This is a genomic window from Streptomyces longisporoflavus, assembly GCF_014649775.1.
Taxonomy (GTDB): domain Bacteria; phylum Actinomycetota; class Actinomycetes; order Streptomycetales; family Streptomycetaceae; genus Streptomyces; species Streptomyces longisporoflavus.
Genome location: NZ_BMTR01000019.1, coordinates 57,136 through 83,898, shown reverse-complemented (window position 1 = coordinate 83,898; position 26,763 = coordinate 57,136). Strand labels below are relative to the sequence as shown.

Annotated in this window: 24 protein-coding genes and 1 riboswitch; of the genes, 7 read left to right on the top strand and 17 right to left on the bottom strand. The window is 71.1% G+C overall.

Features of this window, described 5'->3' with window-relative positions; all coding sequences use genetic code 11:
* Positions 1 to 34: 34 nt before the first annotated feature.
* Positions 35 to 1,162: an Rv3169 family protein gene (locus IE226_RS32030; protein WP_190084922.1), complete on the bottom strand. Its 1,128-nt coding sequence runs from the start codon at positions 1,160 to 1,162 to the stop codon at positions 35 to 37.
* Positions 1,163 to 1,807: 645 nt separating this feature from the next.
* A complete protein-coding gene (locus tag IE226_RS32025; RefSeq protein WP_190084921.1) occupies positions 1,808 to 2,983 on the bottom strand; it encodes an acyl-CoA dehydrogenase family protein in 1,176 nt (391 codons plus the stop codon).
* A 397-nt stretch (positions 2,984 to 3,380) separates the two neighbouring features.
* On the opposite strand from IE226_RS32025, the gene IE226_RS32020 reads away from it, so the two are divergent.
* Complete coding sequence (locus IE226_RS32020; RefSeq protein ID WP_190084920.1) at positions 3,381 to 4,664, top strand: glycoside hydrolase family 18 protein; 1,284 nt, start codon at positions 3,381 to 3,383, stop codon at positions 4,662 to 4,664.
* Positions 4,665 to 4,784: 120 nt separating this feature from the next.
* Here IE226_RS32020 and IE226_RS32015 read toward each other — a convergent pair whose 3' ends face one another.
* Positions 4,785 to 5,447 carry a TetR/AcrR family transcriptional regulator gene (locus IE226_RS32015; RefSeq protein WP_190084919.1) on the bottom strand — a complete coding sequence of 221 codons (663 nt, stop codon included), beginning with the start codon at positions 5,445 to 5,447 and terminating at the stop codon, positions 4,785 to 4,787.
* A 161-nt stretch (positions 5,448 to 5,608) separates the two neighbouring features.
* Positions 5,609 to 5,770 (bottom strand): SCO1431 family membrane protein, encoded by a 162-nt coding sequence (locus tag IE226_RS32010; RefSeq protein ID WP_190084918.1) that lies wholly within the window; start codon positions 5,768 to 5,770, stop codon positions 5,609 to 5,611.
* Positions 5,771 to 6,011: 241 nt separating this feature from the next.
* Between IE226_RS32010 and IE226_RS32005 the strand changes: the two genes are divergently transcribed.
* Together IE226_RS32005 and IE226_RS32000 are read left to right on the top strand one after the other, a co-directional pair.
* Positions 6,012 to 7,493 carry a M1 family metallopeptidase gene (locus tag IE226_RS32005; protein WP_190084917.1) on the top strand — a complete coding sequence of 494 codons (1,482 nt, stop codon included), beginning with the start codon at positions 6,012 to 6,014 and terminating at the stop codon, positions 7,491 to 7,493.
* Between the two features lie 110 nt (positions 7,494 to 7,603).
* Positions 7,604 to 7,804: a hypothetical protein gene (locus tag IE226_RS32000; protein ID WP_190084978.1), complete on the top strand. Its 201-nt coding sequence runs from the start codon at positions 7,604 to 7,606 to the stop codon at positions 7,802 to 7,804.
* A gap of 76 nt (positions 7,805 to 7,880) precedes the next feature.
* Here the strand turns inward: IE226_RS32000 and IE226_RS31995 are convergent, their stop codons facing one another.
* Positions 7,881 to 9,245, bottom strand: coding sequence for a C39 family peptidase (locus IE226_RS31995; RefSeq protein ID WP_190084916.1), 1,365 nt, complete (start codon positions 9,243 to 9,245; stop codon positions 7,881 to 7,883).
* 230 nt (positions 9,246 to 9,475) lie between these two features.
* Between IE226_RS31995 and IE226_RS31990 the strand changes: the two genes are divergently transcribed.
* Positions 9,476 to 10,120 (top strand): uridine kinase family protein, encoded by a 645-nt coding sequence (locus IE226_RS31990; protein WP_190084915.1) that lies wholly within the window; start codon positions 9,476 to 9,478, stop codon positions 10,118 to 10,120.
* A gap of 433 nt (positions 10,121 to 10,553) precedes the next feature.
* Positions 10,554 to 12,425 carry an AAA family ATPase gene (locus IE226_RS31985; protein ID WP_190084914.1) on the top strand — a complete coding sequence of 624 codons (1,872 nt, stop codon included), beginning with the start codon at positions 10,554 to 10,556 and terminating at the stop codon, positions 12,423 to 12,425.
* Positions 12,426 to 12,473: 48 nt separating this feature from the next.
* On the opposite strand, the gene IE226_RS31980 is transcribed toward IE226_RS31985, so the two are convergent.
* The 11 genes from IE226_RS31980 to IE226_RS31930 form a co-directional block, all read right to left on the bottom strand.
* Positions 12,474 to 13,550, bottom strand: a complete 1,077-nt coding sequence (locus IE226_RS31980) for a hemolysin family protein (protein WP_190084913.1) — start codon at positions 13,548 to 13,550, stop codon at positions 12,474 to 12,476.
* Positions 13,547 to 14,959 (bottom strand): hemolysin family protein, encoded by a 1,413-nt coding sequence (locus tag IE226_RS31975; protein ID WP_190084912.1) that lies wholly within the window; start codon positions 14,957 to 14,959, stop codon positions 13,547 to 13,549. The genes IE226_RS31980 and IE226_RS31975 overlap by 4 nt, the downstream gene beginning before the upstream one ends.
* Positions 14,960 to 15,219: 260 nt before the next feature.
* Positions 15,220 to 15,657 carry a PH domain-containing protein gene (locus IE226_RS31970; protein WP_190084911.1) on the bottom strand — a complete coding sequence of 146 codons (438 nt, stop codon included), beginning with the start codon at positions 15,655 to 15,657 and terminating at the stop codon, positions 15,220 to 15,222.
* A 21-nt stretch (positions 15,658 to 15,678) separates the two neighbouring features.
* Positions 15,679 to 16,527: an ATP phosphoribosyltransferase gene (hisG, locus tag IE226_RS31965; RefSeq protein ID WP_190084910.1), complete on the bottom strand. Its 849-nt coding sequence runs from the start codon at positions 16,525 to 16,527 to the stop codon at positions 15,679 to 15,681.
* Positions 16,528 to 16,579: 52 nt separating this feature from the next.
* Entirely contained in the window at positions 16,580 to 16,852 is a 273-nt protein-coding gene (locus IE226_RS31960) for a phosphoribosyl-ATP diphosphatase (RefSeq protein ID WP_055564821.1), read from the bottom strand.
* Positions 16,853 to 16,887: 35 nt separating this feature from the next.
* Entirely contained in the window at positions 16,888 to 17,373 is a 486-nt protein-coding gene (gene ribH, locus IE226_RS31955) for a 6,7-dimethyl-8-ribityllumazine synthase (RefSeq protein WP_190084909.1), read from the bottom strand.
* 39 nt (positions 17,374 to 17,412) lie between these two features.
* Positions 17,413 to 18,711: a bifunctional 3,4-dihydroxy-2-butanone-4-phosphate synthase/GTP cyclohydrolase II gene (locus tag IE226_RS31950; RefSeq protein WP_190084908.1), complete on the bottom strand. Its 1,299-nt coding sequence runs from the start codon at positions 18,709 to 18,711 to the stop codon at positions 17,413 to 17,415.
* Positions 18,708 to 19,313 carry a nicotinamide mononucleotide transporter family protein gene (locus tag IE226_RS31945; RefSeq protein WP_190084972.1) on the bottom strand — a complete coding sequence of 202 codons (606 nt, stop codon included), beginning with the start codon at positions 19,311 to 19,313 and terminating at the stop codon, positions 18,708 to 18,710. Before IE226_RS31945 ends, IE226_RS31950 begins: the two co-directional genes overlap by 4 nt.
* Positions 19,314 to 19,369: 56 nt before the next feature.
* Positions 19,370 to 20,020, bottom strand: coding sequence for a riboflavin synthase (locus tag IE226_RS31940; protein ID WP_190084907.1), 651 nt, complete (start codon positions 20,018 to 20,020; stop codon positions 19,370 to 19,372).
* Position 20,021: 1 nt separating this feature from the next.
* A complete protein-coding gene (gene ribD / locus IE226_RS31935) occupies positions 20,022 to 21,077 on the bottom strand; it encodes a bifunctional diaminohydroxyphosphoribosylaminopyrimidine deaminase/5-amino-6-(5-phosphoribosylamino)uracil reductase RibD (protein WP_190084971.1) in 1,056 nt (351 codons plus the stop codon).
* Between the two features lie 216 nt (positions 21,078 to 21,293).
* Positions 21,294 to 21,424, bottom strand: a riboswitch (FMN riboswitch).
* Positions 21,425 to 21,520: 96 nt separating this feature from the next.
* On the bottom strand, positions 21,521 to 22,681 hold the full coding sequence (locus IE226_RS31930) for an ROK family transcriptional regulator (RefSeq protein ID WP_190084906.1): 1,161 nt from the start codon (positions 22,679 to 22,681) through the stop codon (positions 21,521 to 21,523).
* A gap of 97 nt (positions 22,682 to 22,778) precedes the next feature.
* Between IE226_RS31930 and IE226_RS31925 the strand changes: the two genes are divergently transcribed.
* Positions 22,779 to 23,999 carry an MFS transporter gene (locus IE226_RS31925; protein WP_190084905.1) on the top strand — a complete coding sequence of 407 codons (1,221 nt, stop codon included), beginning with the start codon at positions 22,779 to 22,781 and terminating at the stop codon, positions 23,997 to 23,999.
* 164 nt (positions 24,000 to 24,163) lie between these two features.
* A complete protein-coding gene (locus tag IE226_RS31920) occupies positions 24,164 to 25,612 on the top strand; it encodes a uracil-xanthine permease family protein (protein ID WP_190084904.1) in 1,449 nt (482 codons plus the stop codon).
* On the opposite strand, the gene IE226_RS31915 is transcribed toward IE226_RS31920, so the two are convergent.
* Entirely contained in the window at positions 25,591 to 26,718 is a 1,128-nt protein-coding gene (locus IE226_RS31915; RefSeq protein ID WP_190084903.1) for a glycoside hydrolase family 6 protein, read from the bottom strand. The genes IE226_RS31920 and IE226_RS31915 overlap by 22 nt on opposite strands.
* Positions 26,719 to 26,763: the final 45 nt, after the last annotated feature.

Here is a 26,763-nt window from a genome sequence, read left to right as displayed (position 1 = left end):
GCTCCTTTCGACGGTTGCGTTCGACGGCTGGATCTCAGGGCGCGACCGAGTCGAAGCCGGTGAAGCCGCTCGGGTCGTGACGGCCGAAGCTGCCGTGCTCGAAAATCCCGTACCCCGTCCGCCCGTCGAGGGTGAAACGGGCGGCGTGGTCGATGACGCCGTACGCGGCCATCGGGTGCGCAGCCGGGTCCGACAGGTCGTACGCGCGGCGGTCGGTCCAGCCGCGCCCCCGCCAGGTGCCGTGCTGCCAGTCGTCCGCGGGCGGGTATCCGGCGCCCACGGCCAGCGGCAGCGAGGCGAGGACTTCGACGCCGAGTTCCATGGGCTTGCGGTCGTCGGGGTCGGTGAGGTGGATGACGGCGCGCTCGGGGTGGCGGGTGCCGGAGCGGTAGGTGATGTCGGCCTGCGGCCAGCCGAGTTGGCGGTCGCGCGCGCCGTGCCGGACGAGCGTCGCCTCGTTCAGGGTGCGGTAGCCGTCCGCGTCCTCCTGGGCGATCACCATCAGGAAGCGGTCGTCGAAGCGCACCGGGCTCCAGATCCAGTGGAAGCCCTCGGTGCCGAACTCCTCCTCAAGACGCCCGCGTTCCTCGCCGGGGATGGGCCGTACGCCCCAGCTGCGGTCGCGCGTCGCGGTCCACTCCCCCGCCGTCACCGGTATGTCTTCGCCGCCGACACGGATGACTCCGGTGCAGCCGCCCGCCTGGACGAAGCGGCGCCCTTCGAGGGAGAGCCGGTCGCCGCGCCGCTGGATGTGGTGCGGCTCCCAGAGCCCGGGGAAGGACGCGGTCCACGTGATGTCGTACGAGAGGGAGCCCGGGTCGTCGGGATCGGCGGCGCATTTCAGGCGCAGCCGCCGCAACGGCTCCTCGACGGTGATCGTCAGCGGGCCTACGGAGAGGTTCATCCGGTCGTCGCCGAGTGCGTCCGACGCGCGTACGGCGTGGAGCGTATCTCCCCTGCGCAGGGTGGCGTACGCGTCGATCACACCGACGTTCGGGTAGACGCCGAGCCCGAGGATGAGGAGGGATCGCCCCTCGTGGTCGAAGAGGTGGAAGATGCAGCGGTCGTAGGCGTTGCGGTCGCCCGTCGCGACCTGCTTCATGGACAGCGGCACCTGATGGATCGGGTACTCGTCGAGCGGGACGGGACGGTCGTCTGCCACGTCAAACCTCCCTGTACGCAGGCCGGTTGGCGAGTTGACGGTACGTCAGCCAGGGCGGCGGAGCCAGAGACGTGCTGGGGCGGGTTCACGGGGGCGCGGCTCGCGTTCACGGAGGCGTCGGTTCGGCGCGGACCGGCCGCCGGTTCAGTGCGCACCGCCCGTTCAGCGCGCACCGCCCGTTCAGTGCGGGCCACCGAGGCGCCGGGCCCGCGGCGTCAAGCAGGGCCCAGCGCCGCCCAGCAAGGCGCCCCCGCAGCCGCCCCGCGGCACGCCGCGAACGCACGGTCGAATGCGACGGGCGGTGACCTGTCCCCCGCGGCGGGCGTTGGCCCTGTATGAGCACATCCACGCCGATGCCCATGGCGTACCCGTCGACCGGCCGACGCAGGCGCACTCTCCTGACGGCTCCCCCGCCCGCCGCCGCAGAATCGGTTCCCCAACACCCCCCGCAGCCTCCGCGCCCCCAGCCGCCGCAGTACGCCCAGCAGCCGCAACAGCCGCCCCAGCCCCAGCCGCCGCACCACCTCGATCCGCCGATCTACCGCGCCCTCATCCGCAACTGGGCCGAGCGGGGCAGGACCCTGCCGGGGCGCCACGACCCGGAGTGGGTGCGGCTCGCGGCGCCCACGGTCAGGCTCGGCCAGTTCAGCGCGTCTCGGGACCCGCGAGGTGACGGGCGATGACCATCCGCTGGATCTGATTGGTCCCCTCGACGATCTGCAGCACCTTCGCCTCGCGCATGAAGCGCTCCACCGGGAAATCCGCGGTGTAGCCGTACCCGCCGAGGACCTGCACGGCGTCCGTCGTCACCTTCATCGCGGCGTCCGTGCACAGCAGCTTCGCCATGGCCGCCTGCTTGGAGAACGGCCTGCCCGCGTCGCGCAGCCGCGCCGCGGAGAGGTAGAGCGCCCGCCCCGCCTCGATCTGCGTCGCCATGTCCGCGAGCATGAACCGAAGGCCCTGGAAGTCCGCGATCGGCTTTCCGAACTGCCGCCGCTCGGTGGCATAGCGCAGCGCCTCGTCCAGCGCCGCCTGCGCCACGCCGATGGCGCAGGCCGCGATCCCGAGCCGCCCCGAGTCGAGCGCGGAGAGGGCGATCGCGAAGCCCTGGCCCTCCTCGCCGATGCGGCGGGCGTCGGAGACCCGTACCCCGTCGAAGTTGATCTGGGCGGTGGGCGAGCCCTTCATGCCCATCTTCTTCTCGGGCTGCGCCGCGTGCAGCCCTTCGGCGTCGCCCGGCACCAGGAACGCGGAGATGCCGCGGGCGCCTTCGCCGCCGGTGCGGGCGAGCACCGTGTAGAAGTCGGCGACCCCGCCATGCGTGATCCACGCCTTCGTACCCGTGATCACCCAGCTGTCGTCCTCCCGAACCGCCTTCGTCCGCAGGGACGCGGCATCCGACCCCGATGCGGGCTCGGAGAGGCAGTACGCCCCGAGCAGTCCGCCGCCGAGCATCGCAGGGAGGTGCTCGGCCTGCTGCTCCTTGGTGCCGTAGCCCGCGAGAGCGTGGCAGGACAGGGAGTGCACGCTGACGCCGAGGCCGACCGTGAGCCGGGCCGCGGCGAGCTCTTCGAGTACCTGGAGATAGACCTCGTACGGCTGGTCGCCGCCGCCGAATTCGGAGGCGTACGGAAGCCCGAGGAGTCCGGAATCGGAGAGGAGGGTGAAGACCTCGCGCGGAAAGCGCCCGGCGTCCTCCTCCTCGGCCGCGCGGGGAGCTATCTCCCGCTGGACGAGATCACGAACGAGCGAGAACAGATCCCGCGCCTCGTCCGTGGGCAACTGACGGTCCACCGACTGCTGCAAGGTTCGCTCGGGCATGGCGATCGCATCCTCCCATTCGGCACTGCGGCGGACCCGCGGGGTAGTGCGGCGCCACCGTGTCTCACGCCTCGGCCGCCGGTGTCTTCCGGGTCGCGGAAGGTGCTGTGACCAGCGGCTGTGGCGCGTTGAGTATGCCCGATCGGCGGCGGCCAGTCACTAGTTAACGACCGCTTACTCAAAAGATATCTGACGGCCGCCGGCAAGGCGCGAAATTGGTCCGAACCATTGACCCCACTGGTCTAGTCCTCCTAGAGTCCAGCCGAGCGCCTTACCGCGTTCATGCCAATTCAACGTTCACTGATGTTCGCGCGGAATTCGCAGGTCACGCGCGACATCCGCAGGTCAAAGCACCAAGTCCCCCCATGTGCCTCTCCCCCCCCCACGAGGAGAAACGATGCTCAGACCGCACCTCCCCCGCGCCCCCTTCAAGGCGCTCGTCGCCACCGCGTGTTGCGCCGTCCTCGGCGGAGGCCTGCTCGCCGGCGCGGGCACCGCCACCGCCGGTCCCGGCACCGGTTCCGCCAGTGGTCCCGCCAAGGCCGCGAACTCCACGGTTGCGAACTCCAAGGCCGCGGCCGGTTCCAAGGTCGTCGGATACTTCACCGAGTGGGGTGTCTACGACCGGAATTACCACGTCAAGAACATCGACACGTCCGGCTCGGCCGACAAGCTCACGCACATCAACTACGCCTTCGGCAACGTCCAGGGCGGCAAGTGCGCGATGGGCGACGCCTACGCGGCGACCGACAAGGCCTACACCGCCGACCAGTCCGTCGACGGCGTGGCCGACACCTGGGACCAGGATCTGCGCGGCAACTTCAACCAGCTGCGCAAGCTGAAGAAGAAGCACCCGGACCTCAAGGTCCTGTGGTCCTTCGGCGGCTGGACCTGGTCCGGCGGCTTCACCGAGGCCGCCAAGAACCCGGCCGCCTTCGCCCAGTCCTGCTACGACCTGGTCGAGAACTCCAAGTGGGCCGATGTCTTCGACGGCATCGACATCGACTGGGAGTACCCGAACGCCTGCGGCCTGACCTGTGACACGAGCGGGCGCGCGGCGTACAAGGACCTGATGTCCGCGGTGCGTTCGAAGTTCGGCGGCGACAACCTCGTCACCGCGGCCATCCCGGCCGACGCCGAGGACGGCGGCAAGATCGACGCCGCCGACTACGCGGGCGCGGCCCAGTACGTCGACTGGTACAACCCGATGACGTACGACTACTTCGGCGCCTGGGAGGCGAAGGGCCCGACCGCCCCGCACTCGCCGCTGAAGACGTACGAGGGCGCGCCCAAGGCGAACTGGAACACCGACGCCACCATCAAGAAGCTCCAGGGCCTCGGCATCCCCTCCGACAAACTGCTCCTCGGCATCGGCTTCTACGGCCGCGGCTGGACGGGCGTCACGCAGAAGGAGCCGGGCGGGACCGCGACCGGGGCCGCCGCGGGCAAGTACGAGGCGGGCATCGACGACTACAAGGAACTCAAGGCCAAGTGCCCGGCCAACGGCACGGTCGGCGGGACCGCGTACGCGCACTGCGGGACCAACTGGTGGAGCTATGACACCCCGGCGACCATCGCGGGGAAGATGGACTACAAGAACCAGGCGGGCCTGGGCGGCACCTTCTTCTGGGAGCTCAGCGGGGACACCGCGGACGGTGAGCTGATCAAGGCGATCAACTGAGCCTCGGCCAGGGGTGATCGGGGCGGGAGCCGGCCGGCTGCCGCCCCTTACTCATGGCCGCTCCCGCCCTTTCCCCGTCGCCGCTCCCGCCCTTTCCTCATCCCCGCTCCCGTCCCTCCCTCACGGCCGCTGCGGGGCGGGGAAGGCCGGCTCGAACTCCTCGATGACGCGCAGGGTGTTGCCCAGGGTTCGCACGAGGAGGTCGCAGACCGTCTCGCGCGACAGTTCCCGCACTCCGATCCAGTCGAGCGTGACCCCCTCGACGCTGCACAGCCAGCCGAGCAGCGCGGTGCGGGCAAGCTCCGGGATGTCGCGCCGGCCGTAGGCACCGTCGGCGATCGCCCCGATCAGCGCCCCGCGCACCCCGTCGCGTATGGCGTGCACCTCGGCGTCGAAGCCGACGCCGCCGCTGATGATGGTGCGGTACGCCGCCTGGTGGTGCTCGGCGTAGCGCAGATAGCCGTCGATGGTGCTGTGCACCCGCTCCATGGGCGGCAGATCGTCGTGGCGCCCGGCGCGCGCGACCAGTTCGGCGACCGAGTCCTCGATGATCGCGAGGTAGTAGCCGCGCTTGGACTTGAAGTAGTAGTAGATCAGCCCCTTGGCGACGGACGCCTGTTTCGCGATGTCGTCCATCGAGAGCGCGTCGTAGGACGTGTCGGCGAACAACTTCCGGCCGATGGTGATGAGTTCGGCGCGGCGGGCCACGGAACGGTCGGTGCCGCGCGCCTGCGGACGAGCGTCCGCGGGACGGTCGGTGCCGCGTTGTTGACTATTATTCAATTTCAGCCCTGGTCTCCACTGCCTCGGAAATCCGCAGTATGGCAGAACCGGGCGACCTGCCGGTTCCGGGCGGACGGACCTGGATCAAGGCCCGGCCCGCGACGGCGAGGAGATCGGGGTCACGAGACAGGGGTCACGGCACGGGGGTCACGACGCGGGGGTCACATCAGACCGGTCTGCGTGACGAGCATCGCGAGGACGACGACGAGCGTCCAGCCGAGGACGTGCTCGAGCACCTTGGGGCCGTCTTCGTCGGGGCCGCCGGTGCGGGTCGTCGCGCGGGACTGTGCGGTGGCGGTGGCAGTGGCTGTGGCAGCGGTCATGGCATCACTCGATACGTATGCGTCACGCCTCTCGACGCGACGTCCGGCAGCGGACTCCCCCCACTGGCCCATCCACCTTGCCATCGGATTCCGCCGCCGCGGGAGAGAGCTTGGTCACTGGACGGCTGAATTCCGTACAACTCGGGCGACGAGATGTGCGTCTCACTACAAGCGGCGGGGCACACCCCCAAGCGCACCCCCGCTGACTCGTTCGCGCAACCTTCTGACCGAAAGGTTTCCGATGAGCTCGTACCGGACGCCCCGCCGCAGGGCACGGCTGGCCCTCGCGGCCGCTGTCACCGTGACTGCGGCCCTCACCGGGCCGGTGTCACAGGCCGCGCCGTCCGCTCCCGGGACGCCGACACCCGGCGCTGCCGGCCTCGGCGACCCGATGTTCCCGCTCGACGGGAACGGCGGGTACCGCGTCGACCGCTACACCCTCGACTTCGACTGGCAGGCCCCGAGAACACCGTTCGATGCGACGGCGACCATCAAGGCCACCGCCACGCAGTCGCTCTCCCGCTTCAATCTGGACTTCGGGGGCAACACCCTGCACCGCGTCCAGGTCGACGGCTCGTCCGCGCGCACGTCCCGCGCCGGGGACGAGCTGACGGTCACGCCCAAGTCCCCGATCACCAAGGGCCGTACGTTCACGGCCAAGGTCACGTACACCGCCGACCCGACGCAGACGCGGCACCGGGACGACGCCATCGAGGACTACGGCTGGATACCCACCGCCGACGGCACGGTGGTCTACCCCCAGCCGAACGGCGCCCGGCTGATCTTCCCGGCGAACGACCACCCCAGCCAGCGGGCGCCGATCACCTTCCGCATCACCACGCCGAAGGACCTGACGGCGGTCGCGAACGGCAAGCTGGTCGAGCGCGCGGAACGCCCCGGTGACCGGGTGCGCTGGACGTACGACTCCGAACAGCCGCTGTCCACGCAGCTGGTGCAGCTGGCAGTCGGCAAGTTCAAGCTGATCGACGGCAAGGGTCCCGGCGGCCTGCCGCTGCGGGACGTGGTCCCGGACGCGCTGGTCGAGCCGACCGCCGCCTATCGGGGGCTCACCCCCGACCACCTCTCCTGGCTCCAGGAGAAGCTCGGCCCCTACCCCTTCAACCGCTACGGCCTGCTGGTCGGCGACACGGACCTGGCCGTCGCCCTGGAGACCCAGACGCTCTCGCTCATCCCGAAGGCCGACCTCCTGGGCACGAAGGTCGACGCCGAGCGGAACATGGTGCACGAGCTGACCCACCAGTGGTTCGGCGACAGCGTGGCCCTCAAGAGCTGGTCGGACCTGTGGGTGAGCGAAGGGCACGCCCGCTTCTACGAACGGATGTACTCCGAGGAGCACGGCGGCGACAGTTTCGAGGCCGCCATGAAGACGGCCTACGCGGCCCACGACCAGTGGCGCCGCGACTTCGGCGCCCCCGCGGAGCCGACCGAGCCGAACCTCTTCAAGCGCATGCGGTACGACGGTTCGGCCCTGGTCCTGTACGCCCTGCGGGAGCAGGTCGGCGAGGCGACGTTCCAGAAGATCGAACGGGCGTGGGTGACCGACTTCCGCGGCAAGACCGCGAGCACCCGGCAGTACATCGACCTGGCGTCGAAGGTCGCCGGAGAGGACCTCTCGGGCTTCCTGAAGCCGTGGCTGTACGGCTCGAAGACGCCGCCGATGCCGGGACACCCGGACTGGGTGGTGGATCCGGCCCGGGGCTGAGCCTCCTGATCGCGGCGTTCGTGTGAAGCACGCCGTCCGCAGCCCGCGGGCCCGGGCTCCACGGATGCTCCGCGGGTACGGTGGGGCCTCCCGTCGAGCTGTGAGGTCACATGTCGGAGAACGAGGACTACGAGTCCTGCGAGGACAACGACCAGAACCGCAAACGACCGCCGCTGCTGGGCACGGAAATGCGAGAAGCGACGCTGCCCGACGGCTCTCAGGCGGTGATCGTCGTACAGGCCGGCACCTCCCAGGCCGAGGTGGACGAAAAGGCCTCCCGCCTGCACCGGGCCACACCCGAGCCGAAGTAACCCGTCCCGGACGACGGCCCCACCCGCACCAGCGGGAGGGGCCGTCGTGCTGCTGATCGGGGGCCTTCGCGCTGCTTCAGTGGATCCCCACCCCGGCCAGCGCCGCCTTCTGCTTCGCGGAGAGCTTCACCGGGAAGTAGAGGTAGCAGACGCCTCCCGTGCCGGAGACGACCTTTCCCGTGGAGTTGTAGCGCTTTGTGCGGAGCCAGATGTTCTCCCACTCCCTGCGCTTGTAGATCCGGCGTACCGCCGCGTTGCTGGGTGATGCCGGGTCGTTGGCGATCACGTCGCCCTTCGGCGTGAAGCCGATCACCGTCATCAGGTGGCCCGCCGTGCCGTATCCGGCGCCCGTCAGCTCCTCCTTGAGGAACGACTGGGACGTTATGACCGGGATACCGGCGGCGATCAGCGACTCCAGTTCGGTGAGCGAGGCGAGGCGGGTGACGACGCCCTGCATGTCCTTGTACGTCGAGGCGTAGGCCGCGTTGAAGGGCCAGTTGCCGCAGCCCGCGTACTGGTAGTCGAAGGTGTAGCGGGCCGCGTGGCACACCTGGGGGTCCGCGTAGGAGGGATCGACCCAGGCGAGGTCGTCGGCGGTCGGTTTGCGGCCCCAGAACTCGATGATCATCTGCGAGGAGGTGGGGCTGCACCAGGCCTCGCCGCCGTTGTCGTACTCCGGGTACTGCCCGACGTGGGTCTCCTGGGAGTAGCGCGGGACCTTCAGTTCCTTGGCGAGCCCCGGCTCGGACGCCGGGACGGTGAAGCGGTCGGGCACGGCGGACGCCATCGCGCCGAGCCGCCACACGGTGGGGGTCTGCGTCGCACCCGGCTTGCGGTAAAGGGTCAGGCGCAGCTGGTACGAGGCAAGGCGCAGGCCCGTCGTCGTGTCGTCGATGGAGAAGGTGTCCGTCCAGATGCTCGACTTGCCGTCGCTCTGGTCGTCGACCGACGTACGGCGGATGTCCTTCTCCTTGTCGTCGCCCGATGCCCAGCGGCCGAGGACGTACCAGGGCGTCTTCGTCTTGTCCGAGTACGTTCCCCGGAGTTCGACCTGGAGCCACGTCCCGGTGGGCGTGCGGGCGTTCCAGGAGGCGACGACCTCCGTCGCGGGGACGGTGGGGCGGTGCACGGGCGAGGTCCACCGGGCGTACTCCCAGGTGGCGGTCTTGCCGGTGTGCGGGTCGGCGTAGTCGGTGCTGCCCGCGGCCCCGGCGATCTCCACGCCGGGGCGGGCTCCGGCGACGGCACGGGTGCCTTCGGCGGTGCCGGCGCTCCAGTCGGCGTGTGAGGTCCAGAAGCGGTTGCTCACGGGACGCTTCGCGCGCGGGGCGCCGCTCAAGCCGCCCGAGGCGAGCGCGGGACTCGCCGTGGCGGCAAGCGCGGCCAGGGCGGCGGCCGTGGCGAGGACGGTTCTGCGGGACATGTCATCAGCTCGGTCCATAGCTCGGTCCATGGCGGGACCCCCAGTCGACGTGGGCTCCGGACGAATCCGGAAGGGGCAGGTCAGATGCACGGCGGTAGCCCAACTATGGCTGCTCCACGCCGACTTCTGCCAGCGCTCGGACCACCACCGTCTCCGCCAATATTGGCCTCGACCACTGACGTGAGCAGGCACGGCGCGCGGAGTGCGCCATTCCGCCCCCGTGATTCCACCCCCGTACGCTGGAGGCGATGACCGCACACGCCACTCCCCTGTCCCGCGTCGCCGCGGACCTCCTTGACCTGCCGCCGTCCTGCGGCCCCGTCCGCCTCGTCGCCGTCGACGGACACGCGGGCTCCGGCAAGTCGACCTTCGCCGACCGCCTCGCCGCGGCCCTGGGCGGCGCGCCCGTCCTGCGCCTCGACGACATCGCGAGCCACGACGCGCTGTTCGACTGGACCGAGCGGCTGCGGCGCCAAGTGATCGCGCCGCTCTCCCGCGGCGAAACGGCGCACTACGAGACGTACGACTGGAACGCCCGCCGCTTCGGCCCCGAAGCCCGCTCCCTGCCGCCCGCCCCCGTCGTCCTCGTCGAGGGCGTCGGAGCGGGCCGCCGCGCGCTGCGCCCGTTCCTCGCGTGGCGGCTGTGGATGGAGTTGCCCCGTGAAGAGGCCTGGGGCCGGGGGCGCCACCGGGACGGGGCGGTCCAGAGCGGCTTCTGGGACGGATGGGAACCCGCGGAGCGACAACATTTCGCGGAAGACCCTTCGCGGCCGTTCGCTCAGTCTTTGGTGCGACAGTGGCGCGAGGGGTACGAGGTGTTGCAGGGGCCGAATGAGACGGCTGCGCAGAGCCAAATCGTCACACAGAGTGAGGGACCGGAGGCGGTGCGCTGAACCAGCGGAAAGCGACTTCCGGAAGTGCTCACGAGTTTCCATGAGTGCCTCAACTCTGCTTGACCGAGGGCCCTTACAGGACTTACGTTCTGAATGTGCGGCCTTCCGAGGTCGCCCGCAGACGCGAAGCCCCCGGTTGTTCCCCCGTGATCGGGGGCTTCGTTCTGCCCCTTGACCTCGCATACCGGACGCCGCGAGGCACTTTTCGCTCACCCTCGGTGACGACGAGGTCCCTCTTCCCCTGCCTGATCCCGCGCTGCGGCACCCTACGGCCGAGCGCTCCCCCGCAGGTACGATGCCTTTCGGTGCGACTTACGGACGGCTGCTCTGCGCACCGGTTCAACGTCCGTCCGCAGCACGGCGGTTCAGCGAAGTTGCCGACGGGCACCGGTCCGGCGGTACACAAACGGGGGCACGGTTTGTGGGGGACGTGATGGACTTCGACGCGGTGGGCTCACCCGCCCCGGCCGACCTCGCCTGGCTGAGGGGCGTCGACGCCTACACGATGGGCGCCTATCCGCAGGCGGAGGAGGAGTTCCGGGCCGCGGTGCGGATGGATCCGGGGATGGCCGACGGCTGGCTCGGACTGCACGCACTGCGTATCGACACGACGACGGCACTCCTGCGGATGTTCCAGCACAGAGACCGGTTCGGCGAACAGCGCACGCGGCACGGACGCACGCTCAACTCCTGGTATTGGCTCGGCTGGTGGGTGCAGCCCGTCCTGGAGAGCACCCGCGATCTGCTCCTCGCGCACGCCTCGCACTGGCTCGACGGACGCCATGTCCCGGAGCTCGACCGGGCGTTGGCGGGCCTGCCGCCGGTGGACGCGGACCCGCAGGTGCGGTTCCTGCACGCCTGCCGTTCCTACCTGGTCAAGGACTGGGAGCAGTTGGTCCGGCACACGGACTCGCTGATCGACGACACGATGCTCGGCATCGAGGCCGGCCTCTTCGGCGGCATGGCCCGGGTACGCCTGGAGATGTACGGCCAGGCCGAGCCGCTCCTGTCCGCCGCCCTGATGCGGTGCCGCAGCGAGCAACCGCAGCGCAAGGAGCTGCGCTACTGGCTGGCCCGCGCGCACGAGGGCACGGGCCGCTCGGCGGCGGCCATGCCGCTGTACCGCGCGGTGCACCGGGTGGACCCCTCCTTCATGGACACCTCCGCGCGGCTCGCGGCCATCGCGGAAGGCGACGGGTACGACGAGGTCACCGACCTGGCGGCGATCGCCCTGACCGGCTTCGGGCAGGACGTGATGGAGGGGCCCGACGGAATCGATCCGCTCTTCGGCGGCGAAGGCCGCGACCTGAAACTCACCGAACCCGACCTGCCCGCGAGCGGCGGCCCCGCCCCCGCCGACTCCGTCCGCGAGAAGGCCGTCATCCCCGTCCAGCCGGGCCTCTCCCAGCTGCCGCCGGGCCCCACCGACCCCGAGCTCCTGGAGGCCGCCCTCGCCGAGCTGGAGAACATGGTCGGCCTGGAGCCGGTGAAGCGGCAGGTCAAGGCGCTCTCGGCGCAGCTGAACATGGCGCGCCTGCGGGCCGCGCAGGGACTGCCCGTACAGCCGCCGAAACGACACTTCGTCTTCTCGGGCCCCTCGGGCACCGGCAAAACCACGGTGGCCCGCATCCTGGGCAGGGCGTTCTACGCCCTCGGCCTGCTCGGCGGCGACCATCTGGTGGAGGCGCAGCGCGCCGACCTGGTCGGCGAGTATCTGGGCCAGACCGCCGTGAAGGCCAACGAACTGATCGACTCGGCGATCGGCGGCGTCCTCTTCGTGGACGAGGCGTACTCCCTCTCCAACTCGGGCTACGGCAAGGGCGACGCGTACGGCGACGAGGCCCTCCAGGTGCTCCTCAAGCGCGCCGAGGACAACCGCGATCACCTGGTCGTCATCCTGGCCGGCTACCCCGAGGGCATGGACCGGCTCCTGGCCGCCAACCCGGGGCTCTCCTCCCGCTTCACCACCCGCGTGGACTTCCCCTCGTACCGCCCTCTGGAGCTCACCTCCATCGGCGAGGTCCTGGCCGACGAGAACGGCGACGTGTGGGACGAGGAGGCTCTCGAAGAGCTGCGCTCCATCAGCGGGCACGTCGTCGAGCAGGCGTGGATCGACGAGCTCGGCAACGGCCGCTTCCTGCGCACGCTCTACGAGAAGAGCTGCGCCTACCGCGACCTGCGCCTCTCCGGCTATCCCGGCGAGCCGAGCCGTGACGACTTGTCGACACTGCGGCTACCGGACCTGATGCAGGCGTACGGCGAGGTGCTTTCGGGGCGGGGCCCCCAGGACCCGCCGGGAGTCTGACGCCCCCGGCCCGCCCTGCCACGCCACGCCCCGTCCCGCCCCGCGCGGTCACACCAGCGCGCCGCCCCTCGCCTCCCGGGGTTCGCGCGGCACCGCGACCCGGTGCGCCGGGTCGCGGACCTCACCGACCAGAAGTTCCAGTACGTCCTCCAGGGCGACCAGACCGAGCACCTTGCCCGACGCGTCGGCGACCTGCGCCAGGTGCGTCGCGGCCCGGCGCATCACCGTCAGCGCGTCGTCCAGCGGGAGTTCGGCGCGCAGGGTCGTCATCGGGCGCCAGACCTGCTGCGGCACCGCACGGTCGGTCTCCGTGCCGTCGGTGAGGTCCAGTACGTCCTTCACGTGGAGGTAGCCCATGAAGGCGCCGTTCTCCGCGCGGACCGGAAAGCGGGAGTAGCCCGTGCGCCCGGTGAGTTCGATGACCTGAGACGGCGTGACGCCGGCGCCCACGGTCACCAGCGACGCCCGGTCGAGCAGGACGTCCGTCACCGGACGCGAGCCCAGCTCCAGGGCGTCCTCCAAGCGCTCCTGCTCCTCGGGTTCGAGCAGCCCCGCCTGCCCCGAGTCGCCGACGAGCCGGTTGAGCTGCTCGCTGGTGAAGACGGCCTCGACCTCGTCCTTGGGCTCGACCTTGAAGAGCTTCAGGACGAGCCGCGCGCACGCTCCGAGCGCCGCCGTGACCGGACGGCAGAGGCGGGCGAAGGCGACGAGGCCGGGGCTGAACCAGAGCGCGGTCTTCTCCGGGGCGGCCATCGCGAGGTTCTTCGGGACCATCTCGCCCACGACGAGGTGGAGGAAGACGACCACGGCGAGCGCGATGGCGTACCCGAGCGGGTGGATGGCCCCTTCGGGGATGTGGGCCGCCTCGAAGACGGGCTCCAGGAGATGCGCGACGGTGGGCTCGGCGACCGCGCCGAGCGTCAGCGAGCACATGGTGATGCCGAACTGGGCGGCCGCCATCATCTGCGGCAGATGCTCGAGGCCGTAGAGGACCTGCCGGGCCCGCTTGCCGTTCAGCGGTTCGATCTGGCTGCGGCGCACGGAGACGAGCGCGAACTCGGCCCCCACGAAGAAGCCGTTGGCGAGCACGAGCAGGAGGGCGAACAGGAGTTGGAGCATGCTCATCGGGCGGCCTCCGGCACGCTCACGATTTCCGGGGCGTGTTTCGCACCGGGGGTGGTCACACCGGGGGTGGCCGCGGCTTCGACGGCTTCGGGAGAGTCGGTGGCTCCCGAAGCCCGCACCAGCCGTACCCGCCCGGCGCGGTAGTGGTCCACCTGCCGCACCGCGAGTCGCCAGCCGGGCAGTTCCGCCCGGTCGCCGGGTACGGGGATACGGCCGAGCAGATCGGCGACCAGGCCGGCCACGGTCTCGTACGGCCCCTCGGGCACGTCGAGCCCGATCCGCCGGAGCGTGTCGACGCGGCAGCTGCCGTCGGCGTCCCACGCCGGGCGGCCGTCCTCGACCGGTGCCGCGGCGAGTTCGGGCACATCGTGGAGGTCGTGCTCGTCGCGCACTTCGCCGACGAGCTCCTCCACGATGTCCTCCAGCGTGACCACACCGGCCGTGCCGCCGTACTCGTCGACGACGACGGCTATCGGCTGCTGACTGCGCAGCTGTTCGAGGAGCTGCCGCACGGGCAGCGTCTCCGGAACCAGGAGCGGCGGCTGCGCGATGCGGCCCACCGGCGCTCTCAACCGCTCGTGGGCCCGGACCGCGAGGGCGTCCTTGAGGTGCACCATGCCGACGATCTCGTCGATGCGCTCGCTGTAGACGGGGAAGCGCGAGAGCCCGGTGGCGCGGGTCAGGTTCACCACGTCCTCGGCGGTCGCCGACGTCTGCAACGCGCTGACCTTCACCCTCGGGGTCATGACGTGCTGCGCGGTCAGCTCGCCGAGGGAGAGCGTACGGACGAACAGGTCCGCGGTGTCCTGTTCCAGGGCGCCGGCCTGCGCCGAGTGCCGGGCCAGGGAGACCAGTTCGCCGGGGGTGCGGGCCGAGGCCAGCTCCTCGGCTGGCTCGACGCCGAGGAGCCGCACGAGCCGGTTGGCCACGGCGTTCAGGAGGGAGATCACGGGCCGGAAGAGGCGCGAGAACACATGCTGCGGGCCCGCGACGAACCGCGCGACCTGGAGCGGCTTGGACACCGCCCAGTTCTTCGGGACGAGCTCGCCGATCACCATCTGCACGGCGGACGCGAAGAGCATGCCCACCACCACGGAGAGGCCCGGTACGGCACCTTCCGGGAGGCCGGTCGCCGTGAGGGGGCCCGCGAGCAGGTGCGCGAGGGCCGGTTCGGCGAGCATGCCGACCACGAGTGAGGTGATGGTGATGCCGAGCTGGGTGCCGGAGAGCTGGAAGGACAGCTCCTTGAGGGCGTCGACGACCCTGCGGGCCCGTCGGTCGCCGTCGGCCGCGGCCTTCTCGGCGTCCGGGCGCTCGACGGTGACGAGCCCGAACTCGGCGGCCACGAAGAAGCCGTTGGCGAGAATCAGCAGGAATGCCGCCCCGAGAAGCAGCAGGGAGGTGGTCATGCCGCCGCCTCCCTGGTGTGTCCGGTCCCGGTATGCCGGGAGGGGGCGGCGCATGTACTACAGGACGAACCGTCCATCGCCGGAGGGAGTCACTCCTCGGGTAGCAGGAGCCCCATGGGACCGGGCGGGCCCGACAGGGGCGGGGCGGCACATCATGCGTGCCCCGCCACCAGATTAATCAAGACCCGGCCCGAAACGTCAGCCCTGCGGGGTGCGGTCCTCGGCAACGTCAGCCCTGCGGGGTGCGGTCCTCGGCAACGTCAGCCTTGCGGGGTGCGGTCCTCGGCGAGGGCGCGCAGCGCTCGGGCGTCTTCGATGGCCCGCTGCTTGGCGATGCCCGGCTGGATGCCCATGGCGGGCAGGCTCGTGCCGTCACTGAGGTTGAGGAACACCCACGGATCGCCGGGACGCAGATTGACCTGGACGATCTCGGCCCAGTCCAGACGCCTGCTGGTGGCGATGTTGACGACGGTCACGCCGGAATCGTCGGCGACGACCTTGGGCCTGCTCAGCAGCGCGAGCACACCGAAGAGCAGTGCGCCGGTGAAGATGAAGCTGGTGCGCTCCCCCGCGCTGAGGCCGGGGATGAGCAGGGAGATCACCGTGAGGACCACGAAGATCGCGACACCCGCGGAGAACAGGACCGCGCGGGTCCGGCCCGGCCGGAAGGTGACGGGCAGGGCGGGAAGCTCGGACATGAGGTGGGTTCTCCCGCCGGATCAGAGACGGCAGGCGTGGATGGCCGTGGTCAGGATGGCCCGCGCCCCGATGGCGTACAGGTCGTCCATGATCCGCTGCGCCTCCTTGGCCGGGACCATGGAACGGACGGCGACCCAGCCCTCGTTGTGCAGGGGCGAGATGGTCGGCGACTCCAGGCCGGGCGTGAGGGCGACGGCCTGCTCCAGGTGCTCGGCGCGGCAGTCGTAGTCCATCATCACGTACGACCGGGCGACCAGGACGCCCTGGAGGCGGCGCAGGAACTGCTGCACCTTCGGGTCGTCGGTGTCGGCGCCGGTGCGGCGGATGACGACCGCCTCGGACTTCATGATCGGGTCGCCGAACACTTCGAGGCCGGCGTTGCGCAGCGATGTGCCGGTCTCCACGACGTCCGCGATGACCTGGGCGACGCCCAGCTCGATGGCGGTCTCGACGGCGCCGTCCAGGTGGACGACGGAGGCGTCGACGCCGCTGTCCGCGAGGTGCTTGGCGACGATGCCCTCGTACGAGGTCGCCACGGTCTTGCCCGCGAGGTCCGCGATGGTGCTCGCCGTGCCCGGCTTCGCGGCGAAGCGGAAGGTGGAGCGGGCGAAGCCGAGCGGCAGGATCGTCTCGGCGTTCGCGCCCGAGTCGACGAGCAGGTCCTGACCGGTGATGCCGATGTCGAGCTTGCCGGCCGAGACGTAGATCGCGATGTCCTTGGGCCGGAGGTAGAAGAACTCGACTTCGTTGTCCGGGTCGACGAGGACGAGCTCCTTGGACTCCTTGCGCTGCTGGTATCCGGCCTCATGGAGCATCGCCGACGCAGGTCCGGACAGTGAACCCTTGTTGGGGACGGCGATGCGCAGCATGAGGTCGGATTCCTTTGTGTGGCGGGAGAGTGGGGCAAAGAGGGCGTACGGCTCAGAGGTGGGCGTACACGTCGTCGAGGGAGATGCCGCGGGCGACCATCATCACCTGCACGTGGTAGAGGAGCTGCGAGATCTCCTCGGCCGCGGCTTCCTTGCCCTCGTGCTCGGCGGCCATCCAGACTTCGGCGGCCTCCTCGACGACCTTCTTGCCGATGGCATGGACGCCCTTGTCGACCAGCTCGGCGGTGCGCGACGTGGCGGGGTCGCCGTTGGCGGCCTTGTGCTGGAGCTCGGTGAAGAGCTCCTCGAAAGTCTTCTTGGACATGATGGCTGCTACTTTACGCGGCTCCCCGGGTCCGCTCACCGCCAGGGTTCGGAGATCGTACGGAGCGTGGTGGCGGTGGCGACGGCGGCGGTGACGGCCTCGTGTCCCTTGTCCTCGCGGGAGCCCTCGATGCCCGCCCTGTCCAGGGCCTGCTCCTCGGTGTCGCAGGTGAGGACGCCGAAGCCGACGGGCACGCCGGTGTCCACGGTCACCTGGGTCAGACCCTGGGTGACGCCCTGGCACACGTACTCGAAGTGCGGCGTTCCGCCGCGGATGACGACGCCGAGCGCCACGATCGCGTCGTAGCCACGGCCGGCGAGGACCTTGGCGACGACCGGCAGCTCGAAGCTGCCGGGCACGCGCAGGACGGTCGGCTCGCTGATGCCGAGCTCGTGCAGGGCACGCAGCGCGCCGTCGACGAGGCCGTCCATGACCTTCTCGTGCCACTGGGCGGCGATCACCGCGACCCGCAGGTCTCCGCAGTTCTTCACGCTCAGTTCGGGTGCACCCTTGCCGCTCACGCGCTTCTCCTGGTCGCTCGAAAGTTCTCTGTACGTTGCTTACTGATTGCCGCAGGCGGACACTTCGGGGGCGTCGAGCCAGGGCAGGTCGTGACCCATCCGGTCCCGCTTGGTGCGCAGGTACCGGAGGTTGTGCTCGCCCGCCTTGACCGGCATGGGCTCGCGTCCGGTGACCTCCAGGCCGTGCCGGACCACCGCGTCGGTCTTGTCGGGGTTGTTCGTCATCAGGCGCACGCTGCGGACACCGAGGTCGTCCAGGATCCGCGCGCCCGCGCCGTAGTCCCTGGCGTCGGCGGGCAGGCCGAGTTCCAGGTTGGCGTCCAGGGTGTCGCTGCCGCGCTCCTGGAGCTCGTAGGCGCGCAGCTTGGAGAGCAGGCCGATGCCGCGCCCCTCGTGGCCGCGGAGGTAGACCACGATGCCGCGGCCCTCGTCCGTGATGCGCTGCATCGACGCCTCGAGCTGCGGGCCGCAGTCGCAGCGCAGGGAGTGGAAGACGTCGCCGGTCAGGCACTCGGAGTGGATGCGGACGAGGACGTCGGCGCCCTCGCCGACCTCACCGTGCACGAGGGCGACGTGCTCGACGCCGTCGACAGTGGAGCGGTAGCCGTACGCCGTGAACTCGCCGAAAGCGGTGGGCAGGCGGACCTCGGCCTCGCGGCGGACCGTCGGCTCGGAGCTGCTGCGGTAGGCGATCAGGTCCTCGATGGAGATGATCGTCAGGCCGTGCTTGCGGGCGAAGGGGATCAGCTCGGGCAGGCGGAGCATCGTGCCGTCCTCGCCCGCGATCTCGACGATGGCGCCGGCCGGGCGCAGCCCCGCGAGGCGCGCCAGGTCGACCGCGGCCTCGGTGTGGCCGTTGCGGACCAGGACGCCGCCGGACTTGGCGCGCAGCGGGAAGATGTGGCCGGGACGCACGAAGTCGGTGGGCTCGTACGTGCCCGCGGCGAGCATCTGGAGCGTGGTGGCGCGGTCGGCGGCCGAGATTCCGGTGGTGACGCCGTGCGCGCTGCTCGCGTCGACGGAGACGGTGAAGGCCGTCCGCATCGACTCGGTGTTGTTCTCGACCATCTGCGGGAGCTGGAGGCGGTCCAGCTCGTCGCCCTCCATGGGCGCGCAGATCAGGCCGCGGCACTCGCTCATCATGAAGGCGATGATCTCGGGCGTCGCCTTCTCGGCGGCGATGACGAGGTCGCCCTCGTTCTCGCGGTCCTCGTCGTCGACGACCACGACGGGCCGTCCGGCGGCGATGTCGCGGATGGCCGCCTCGACGGGGTCGAGGGCGAGGTCAGACGCGTCTTCTTCGTGACCCGTGCTGTACCAAACAGGTGCCGCAGTCATGCCGGGGCTCCTTCCATGACGGGCTGCGAGGACTGCGCGGCCTGCGAGGACGCAGCGCGCGAGCGCAGCCACCAGTCGCGCATGCCCCACAGGACAAGAGCGAGGTAGATGACGTACACGAGGCCGGAGAAGGCGAGGCCGCTGCTGAACGCGAGCGGTACGCCGACCACGTCGACCAGGAGCCAAGCGAACCAGAACTCCACCAGGCCGCGGGCCTGGGCAACCATCGCGGCGAGCGTGCCGACGAAGATGTACGCGTCGGGCCAGGGGTTCCAGGACAGGTCGGGGACGGCGGAGAACAGGGCGCCCACCGCGAGGGTGCCGACGGCGGTGCCGCCGAGCAGGATCCCGCGCTCCTTCCAGGTGGCGAACCGGACGGCGATGGAGCCGTCCTGCGCCTGCTGCTTGCCGTTGCTCCACAGGCGCCATCCCCACAGGGCCACGCCGATGACGAGGAGCTGCTTGCCCACGCCGCCGGAGAGGTGGGCGGAGGCGTAGGCGCCGACGAGGATGACGCCGGAGAGGAACTGGGCCGGCCAGGTCCATATGGAGCGCCGCCAGCCGAGGGCGAGGGCGATCAGGCCGATGGTGTTGCCCACCATGTCGGACCAGATCACGTGCTGCCCGAAGACCGTGAAGGCTTCGGAGTTGAGCCAGTTCACTTCGTGGCCTCCTGGGCGGGAGCGGCGGACGCGGATGCGGGAGCGGATGCGGGGAGTACGCGGTCGCCGAGCATCCGCTCGACGTACTTGGCGATGACGTCCACCTCGAGGTTGACCGGGTCGCCGGGCTGCTTGATGCCGAGCGTGGTCAGGGCGAGGGTGGTGGGGATGAGGCTGATGGTGAAGTAGTCGGGCCCGGCGTCGACCACCGTCAGGCTGACGCCGTCGACGGTGATGGAGCCCTTCTCCACGACATAGCGGGAGAGGTCCGCCGGGAGGGAGATCTTGACGATCTCCCAGTTCTCGGAGGGCTTGCGGTCGACGATCTCGCCTGTGCCGTCGACATGCCCCTGCACGATGTGGCCGCCCAGGCGGTCGCCCACCGCGGTGGGCCGCTCCAGGTTGACCCGCGAGCCCGCGGCGAGCGCGCCGAGGCTGGAGCGGTTCAGGGTCTCGGCCATCACGTCGGCGGTGAACTCGTCGCCCTCGTGCTCCACGACCGTCAGACAGACGCCGTTGACCGCGATGGAGTCGCCGTGCTTGGCGCCGTCGGTGACGACGGGGCCGCGGACGCGGAAGCGCGACGCGTCGTCCAGGTTCTCGACGGCGGTGATCTCGCCCAGCTCTTCGACGATTCCGGTGAACACTTCAGTGCTCCTTCGCTACGAGGGTCGCGGTGACGCGCAGGTCGGGGCCGATACGGACGGTCTCGCTCACGTCGAGCCGCAACGCTTCGGTGATGGTGGTGATTCCGCCGCCGCTCAGGGCGGCGGGGCCCGCGCCGAGCAGGACGGGGGCGAGGTAGCCGACGACGCGGTCGACGGCGCCGGCGGCGACGAAGGCTCCGGCGAGCGTCGGTCCGCCTTCGAGGAGGACGGAACGCACTCCGCGCGCGTGCAGCTCGCCGAGGAGGGCGTGGATGTCAAGACCGCCGTCCGCACGCGGCAGTCGTACGGTCTCCGCCGCGCCTTCGGCGGTCACGTTCTCGGCGACCGCGACGAGCGTGGGTGCCGCGTCGTCCAGGACGCGGGCGCCGGGCCTGACCGCGGTGCCGTTCGTGTCGACGACGACGCGCAGCGGCTGGACGGCGCCTTCGATGCCCCGCACGGCGAGGTGCGGGTCGTCGGCGCGCTGGGTGCCGGAGCCGACGACGACCGCGTCGCACTCGGCGCGCAGGCGGTGGACGTCGGCGCGGGCCTCGCCGGAGGTGATCCAGCGGCTGCTGCCGTCGTCTGCGGCGATGCGGCCGTCGAGCGAGGCGGCGTACTTCCAGGTGACGTGCGGGCGGCCGAGCCGCACGGAGGTCAGCCAGGCGGCGTTGCCCGCTGCCGCCTCGGCTTCGAGCAGGCCCGCCACCACGTCGACTCCGGCGGTACGCAGTCGCTGCGCGCCCCCGGTCGCGGTGGGGTTCGGGTCGCCGACCGCGTAGACCACACGGGCGATCCCGGCGTCGATGAGCGCCTGTGCGCAGGGGCCGGTGCGTCCGGTGTGGTTGCAGGGTTCGAGGGTGACCAGGGCGGTGGCGCCGCGGGCCTTCTCGCCGGCCGCGCGCAGGGCGTGGACCTCGGCGTGCGGGCCGCCCGCGCGCTGGTGGTGGCCCTCGCCGACGGTCTCTCCGGACGCGTCGACGATCACGCATCCGACGACCGGGTTGGGGCTGGTGGAGCCGAGTCCGAGGGCGGCGAGCCCGATGGCGCGACGCATGGCGGTGCGCTCATGGTCGTTCGCTGCGGCTGCGGCTGCGGTGGCCACCGGGTCCTCCTGCCTCTTCGGGCACGGACTCCGGGGCCTGTCGATGACGACAGAATGTACGGACTGCGGCACCGGGAGCGCCGCCGGAAACGAGACCTCTCCCGGGAAGCCCGGAAACCGGGTATCCCCAGAACAAGCCATTCGGCGACGTGCACGAATGCCCGCCCGCCGCGCACTGCCTCCCATCCGGACTTTCACCGTCGGTCCAGGAATTTCACCTGGTCAACCGACCGCTGGAGGCGGCCGGGTCGCGGACTATAACCGCCGGTTCGGAATTACACCGACCCCGGAGTGCGCTGCTTTTGGTACGAAGCCAGTGTGCCACGCCTGATCGAGGCCCATACGGGCGAACCCCTGTGGCCTGGCTCACAGGCGGGCCTGTCAGGGCGGGCCTGTCAGGGGTGTGGCCCGAAAAGTTCGTCCTGCGCCGCGTCCCGTGCGGCGAGCAGCGCGCCGCGCAGTACGGCCGAGCCGCCGAGGGTGCTCGCCCTGACCTCCGTGCGCAGCGGAGACATCGCGGTGAGGCGGTGCGCCACCCGGACGGCGAGCGGTTCGCCGCCCGCGCGGCCCACCTCGCCGCCCAGGACCACGCAGCCGGGGTCGAGGATCGCGGCCATGGCCGCGGCGCCGACGGCGATCCGGTCGGCCGCCGCGTCGAGATAGGCCTCGTGGCCGGTCCCGGCGGCGTGGCGCATCACGTCGGCGGCGCCGGCGCCGGGCTCCAGGATTCCGTGTTCGGCGCCGAGGTCACGCAGCGCCGCGGCGCAGGCGAGCGAGTGGAAACCGCCGTCGCAGGCGGTGGCGGACGGCAGCCGGTCCGTGCCCGGCACCGGCAGGAAGCCGATCTCCCCGGTGCCGCCCGAGGCGCCGCGGCGCAGGGTTCCATCGAGGACGACGGCGGCGCCGACGCCCTCCCCGAGCCAGAGGAGCACGAAGGTGTCGCGGTCGTGGGCGGCGCCTTCCCGCTGTTCGGCGCGGGCGGCGAGGTTGGTCTCGTTCTCCACCAGCACGCGGGCCGGCAGCCGCTCCTGGAGGGCCCCGGTGAGACTGCGGTGCCAGGCGGGGAGTCCCGTGGTGCCGCGCAGCTCACCGGTGGCGGGGTCGATGAGCCCTGGCGCCCCGATCGCCACGGTGTGCAGCAGATGGACGCCGCCTTCGCGCGCGGTGCGCTCGACGAGGGCGACGGCCTGCTCGACCGCGCTGCCGGTGCCGGTGTCGCCGCCGATGGGCGCGGAGGCTTCGGCGAGTACGGCGCCCAGCAGGTCGGTGACCACCACGGAGACGCCGTCGGTGCGTACGTCGAGCGCGGCGAGGTGAGCCCGGTCGGCGACGATCCCGTAGAGCCGGGCATTGGGTCCCCGGCGCCGGGCACCCGCCTCCCCCACGACCGCTATCAGGCCCGAGCCCTGGAGGCGCTCGACCAGGTCGGCGACCGAGGGCCTGGAGAGGCCGGTCAGCTGCTTCAACTGGTTGGCGGTCAGCGGGCCTTCGCGCTGCAGGAGCCCCAGGGCGAACCGGTCGTTGATGGCCCGGGCGGTGCTCGGTGATGCGGGCATGCCGGGGATCCTTCCATAAAGCTGCTATTTATCAGGCAGGGTTCCTGATAGTTTACGTCGCCGAAGCGGGGCGGAACTCGGGAGGGGCGGCACATCGATGAGTGAAGTGGTTTACGACGTACGGCAGTTGAAGCGGGCGCGGTATGCCGTGGCCGCCGTCTTCTGCGTGCACGGCGCGGTCACCGGCTCCTTCGCCACCCGCGTGCCGTGGATCCAGGAGCACGCCGGTCTCAGCGCCGGCTTCCTCGGCCTCGCCCTGGCCTTCCCCGCGATCGGCGCCTCCGTGGCGATGCCGCTCGCGGGCTGGGTCAGTCACCGCTTCGGCGCACGGACGGCGCTGCGCGGGCTGCTCGCCCTGTGGACGATGGCCCTGATCCTTCCCTCGCTCGCCCCGAATCTGCTCACGCTCTGCGCGGCCCTGTTCGTGTACGGCGCGACGGCGGGCATGTCGGACGTGGCGATGAACGCCCTCGGCGTCGAGATCGAGACCCGCATGAAGAAGTCGATCATGTCGGGCCTGCACGGCATGTGGAGCGTCGGCGCCCTGATCGGCTCCGCGGCGGGCACGGTCGCCGCCCATCTGGGCTCGGACGCCCGCCTGCACCACGCGCTCGCCGCCGTCACGCTCACCGCGATCGGCCTCGTCGCCTGCCAGGGCGTGCTCGATCTCCAGGCGGAGGCCGAGGAGGCCGCGCCGCCGCGCTTCTCGCTGCCGCCGAAGTCGGCGCTGCTCATCGGCGCCGTCGGCTTCTGCGCGGTCTTCGCGGAGGGCGCGAGCCTGGACTGGTCCGCGGTCTATCTGCGGGACGTCCTGGACTCCTCGGCCGGTGTCGCCGCCGCGTCCACCACCGGATTCACGCTCACCATGGCGATCGCCCGGCTCGCGGGGGACTCGGTGGTCGACCGCTTCGGGTCGGTCCGCACGGTGCGGGTGGGCGGCGTCGTCGCCGCGCTCGGCGGACTGCTCGTGGTCCTCGCCCCGCATCCGGCGCTCGCCATGTGCGGCTTCGCGATGCTCGGACTCGGCATCGCGGTCGTGGTGCCCCTCGCGTTCGCCGCGGCCGGACGCAGCGGCCCGAATCCGAGCCAGGCCATCGCGGGCGTCGCCACCATCACGTACACGTCGGGCCTGATCGCCCCGTCCGCGATCGGCACGCTCGCCGACGCGACGAGCCTGGTGGTCTCCTTCGGTCTGGTGACGGTGCTCGCCTGCGGGCTCGTGGCGTTCGCGGGTGTCCTGCGTACGGAGAGCCGCGAGGCCACCGTGGTCGCTTCCGCCGATGCCACGGGCGCGGGGACGTCCGGCCCGCGCACCTGAGCCCGCCGCCGTACCCGCACCGCGTCCGCGTCCGCGTCCGCCCCGACGGGTAGCCGGACTTATGCCGCACTAACATTGCGCTGATCTTTCCGGTCATTTTTCACGGGCCGTTCCCGGACACGGGCCATGCCCACAGCTCGGCGCACAGAAAGCGGAACAGAACCATGGATCTCGGCGTGCGCTGGAGACTGCACGGCGACGGACGCACCCCCGCGCCCGGAGCCGTCGTCCGTCCCGACGAGCGGCTCTCGTGGCCGCGGACCTTCGGGCTCGGCGCCCAGCACGTGGTCGCCATGTTCGGCGCCTCCTTCGTGGCGCCGGTCCTGATGGGCCTCGACCCCAACCTCGCGATCATGATGTCGGGCGTCGCGACCGTCATCTTCCTGCTCGCCACCCGCGGCCGGGTGCCCAGCTACCTGGGCTGTTCGCTCTCCTTCGTGGGCGTGGCCGCGGTCATCCGCGCGCAGGGCGGCTCCTCGGCGACGGTGACGGGCGCGGTCTTCGTGGTCGGCGCCGCGCTGTTCCTGGTGGGCCTGGCCGTCCAGAGGTTCGGGGCGCGGATCATCCACGCCGCGATGCCGCCGATCGTCACCGGCGCCGTCGTCATGCTGATCGGCTTCAATCTGGCGCCGGTCACCGCGTCGACGTACTGGCCGCAGGACCAGTGGACGGCGCTCCTGGTGATGCTGTTCACCGGTTTGGCCGTGGTCTGCCTGCGCGGATTCTGGTCGCGCGTGGCGATCTTCCTCGGGCTGATCTTCGGGTACGCCCTGTCCTGGGTCCTCGACCTGACCTTCGGCAAGATCCACTCGGCGGACGGCTCGGGCAAGGTCGTCGACCACTGGCGCCTCGACCTCTCCGCCGTCGGCGACGCCGACTGGATCGGCCTGCCGACCTTCCACGCGCCAAGCTTCGAGTGGTCGGCGATCCTCGTCGCGCTGCCCGTCGTCATCGCGCTGGTCGCCGAGAACGCCGGGCACGTCAAGGCGGTCGGCGAGATGACCGGCGACTCCCTGGACGACAAGCTCGGCACCGCGATCTCCGCCGACGGCGCCGCCTCCATGCTCTCCACGGCGGTGGGCGGCCCGCCCAACACGACGTACTCCGAGAACATCGGCGTGATGGCCGCCACCCGCGTCTACTCCACGGCCGCGTACTGGGCCGCCGCCTGCTTCGCGCTGCTCTTCGGCCTCTGCCCCAAGTTCGGCGCGGTCGTCGCGGCCATCCCCGGCGGGGTCCTCGGCGGCATCACCGTCATCCTCTACGGCATGATCGGCCTGCTCGGCGCCCAGATCTGGATCAACGCCGGGGTGGACCTGCGCAACCCGCTGAACCTGGTCCCGGCCGCCGCGGGCATCATCATCGGCGTCGGCGGCGTCTCGCTGAAGATCACCGACAACTTCGAGCTGAGCGGCATCGCGCTCGGCACGATCGTCGTGATCACCGGCTATCACGTCCTGCGCGCCTTCGCCCCGCCGCACCTCAAGACGCAGGAGCCGCTGCTCGATTCGGGCACCTCCACGTACGACGAAGGCGACGCCGACGACGCCGGCGACGCCGGTGACGAAACGGCCCCCGGAACCGGCGGCTCTCAGTCGCGCGCCAAGTCGTAGGCGTAGCCGGGCGAGAACGTCCCCGGTTCGCCCCGGCAGCCGTCGGACTCGCCGGGGAGTTTGATCCACAGGTAGGCGTCGACGCGGGACTCGCCGGTGCGCAGCGTCGGGCTCTGCCCCAGCTTCCGGCCGGCCGGGTCGCACCACTCGTCGCCCGCCGGGGCGCCGTTTCCGTTGCGGCTGGTGTCGATGACGGCGCCCAGGCCCGCCGGACCGCCGAGGGCCGCGAGGACCTCGCGGGCGTAGGCGGCCTCGTCGGCGGTGCGGTGGAAGTTCGAGACGTTCGTGAAGACGCCGTCGGACGACGCGGAGGAAGCGGCGCCGGCCGCGCGCAGCCGTCCGGCCTGCTTGGCCGCGGCGTTCCAGCCGGAGTGCCCGGCGTCGTAATAGACCCGGGCCGCGGGATTGGCGGCCTTCAGGGTGCGGCCGGCGCGGGCGAGCGCGGCGTAGCGGGCGGTGCGCTGCTTCGCCGGGAGGCATGCGGACTGCGCGATGGAGTCCGGTTCGAGGATGACGATGACCTCGCCCGAGCCGAGGCCCGCGGCGAACTTGCCGATCCACGCGTCGTACGCCGCGAGATCCGGCGCCCCGCCCTCGGAGGCGCCCCCGCAGTCGCGGTCCGGTATCGCGTACGGCACGACGACGGGCACCCGGTCCCCGGCGCTCGATGTCACCGCTCGCACCCGTGAGGTGATGGTCTGCGGCGCGTAGTCCGCGAACCAGACGGCCGCGGGCCGGGCCGCGATCCGTGACTCGATGAGCGGCCTGCGCGGGTCGCCGCGATGGGCCCTGACCCAGTCGAGGACCTGGGAATCACCGTGCCGGTAGAGGGCACCGGCCGCGGGAGCGGCGGTGCTCCGCTTCTTCGGGCGCTGTGCCGAAGGCTTCGGGGTCGGCTTCGGTCTCGGCGCGGCGGAGGACTTCGACGGGGACGGTTTCGCCGGTGACTCGGACGCGGAGGGCGTCGGCACCGCGGGCAGCGGTGCGAACGTCGGCGACTTCGTCACCCTCGGGCGTGCCCGGTCCTCGCCGTCGCCCTCGTCCAGGGCGGAGACCAGCCCGGCGACGGCGCCGACAGCGGCCACCACCGAGGCCGCGGCGACCATGACTCCGTGGCGGGCGGTGCGTCCCCGTCCGATCCCTCGTCCAGC

Coding starts and splice junctions, on each gene's coding strand:
- IE226_RS31950 (WP_190084908.1), bottom strand. CDS start 18,711: ATGACTGCGGCACCTGTTTGGTACAGCACGGGTCACGAAGAAGACGCG.
- IE226_RS31915 (WP_190084903.1), bottom strand. CDS start 26,718: ATGGTCGCCGCGGCCTCGGTGGTGGCCGCTGTCGGCGCCGTCGCCGGG.
- IE226_RS31920 (WP_190084904.1), top strand. CDS start 24,164: ATGGATCTCGGCGTGCGCTGGAGACTGCACGGCGACGGACGCACCCCC.
- IE226_RS31995 (WP_190084916.1), bottom strand. CDS start 9,245: ATGGACCGAGCTGATGACATGTCCCGCAGAACCGTCCTCGCCACGGCC.
- IE226_RS31970 (WP_190084911.1), bottom strand. CDS start 15,657: ATGTCCGAGCTTCCCGCCCTGCCCGTCACCTTCCGGCCGGGCCGGACC.
- IE226_RS32020 (WP_190084920.1), top strand. CDS start 3,381: ATGCTCAGACCGCACCTCCCCCGCGCCCCCTTCAAGGCGCTCGTCGCC.
- IE226_RS32010 (WP_190084918.1), bottom strand. CDS start 5,770: ATGACCGCTGCCACAGCCACTGCCACCGCCACCGCACAGTCCCGCGCG.
- IE226_RS31985 (WP_190084914.1), top strand. CDS start 10,554: ATGGACTTCGACGCGGTGGGCTCACCCGCCCCGGCCGACCTCGCCTGG.
- IE226_RS31975 (WP_190084912.1), bottom strand. CDS start 14,959: ATGACCACCTCCCTGCTGCTTCTCGGGGCGGCATTCCTGCTGATTCTC.
- IE226_RS32000 (WP_190084978.1), top strand. CDS start 7,604: ATGTCGGAGAACGAGGACTACGAGTCCTGCGAGGACAACGACCAGAAC.
- IE226_RS32025 (WP_190084921.1), bottom strand. CDS start 2,983: ATGCCCGAGCGAACCTTGCAGCAGTCGGTGGACCGTCAGTTGCCCACG.
- IE226_RS31945 (WP_190084972.1), bottom strand. CDS start 19,313: ATGGTGGGCAACACCATCGGCCTGATCGCCCTCGCCCTCGGCTGGCGG.
- IE226_RS32005 (WP_190084917.1), top strand. CDS start 6,012: ATGAGCTCGTACCGGACGCCCCGCCGCAGGGCACGGCTGGCCCTCGCG.
- ribD (WP_190084971.1), bottom strand. CDS start 21,077: ATGCGTCGCGCCATCGGGCTCGCCGCCCTCGGACTCGGCTCCACCAGC.
- IE226_RS31925 (WP_190084905.1), top strand. CDS start 22,779: ATGAGTGAAGTGGTTTACGACGTACGGCAGTTGAAGCGGGCGCGGTAT.
- IE226_RS31930 (WP_190084906.1), bottom strand. CDS start 22,681: ATGCCCGCATCACCGAGCACCGCCCGGGCCATCAACGACCGGTTCGCC.
- hisG (WP_190084910.1), bottom strand. CDS start 16,527: ATGCTGCGCATCGCCGTCCCCAACAAGGGTTCACTGTCCGGACCTGCG.
- IE226_RS31980 (WP_190084913.1), bottom strand. CDS start 13,550: ATGAGCATGCTCCAACTCCTGTTCGCCCTCCTGCTCGTGCTCGCCAAC.
- IE226_RS31960 (WP_055564821.1), bottom strand. CDS start 16,852: ATGTCCAAGAAGACTTTCGAGGAGCTCTTCACCGAGCTCCAGCACAAG.
- IE226_RS31990 (WP_190084915.1), top strand. CDS start 9,476: ATGACCGCACACGCCACTCCCCTGTCCCGCGTCGCCGCGGACCTCCTT.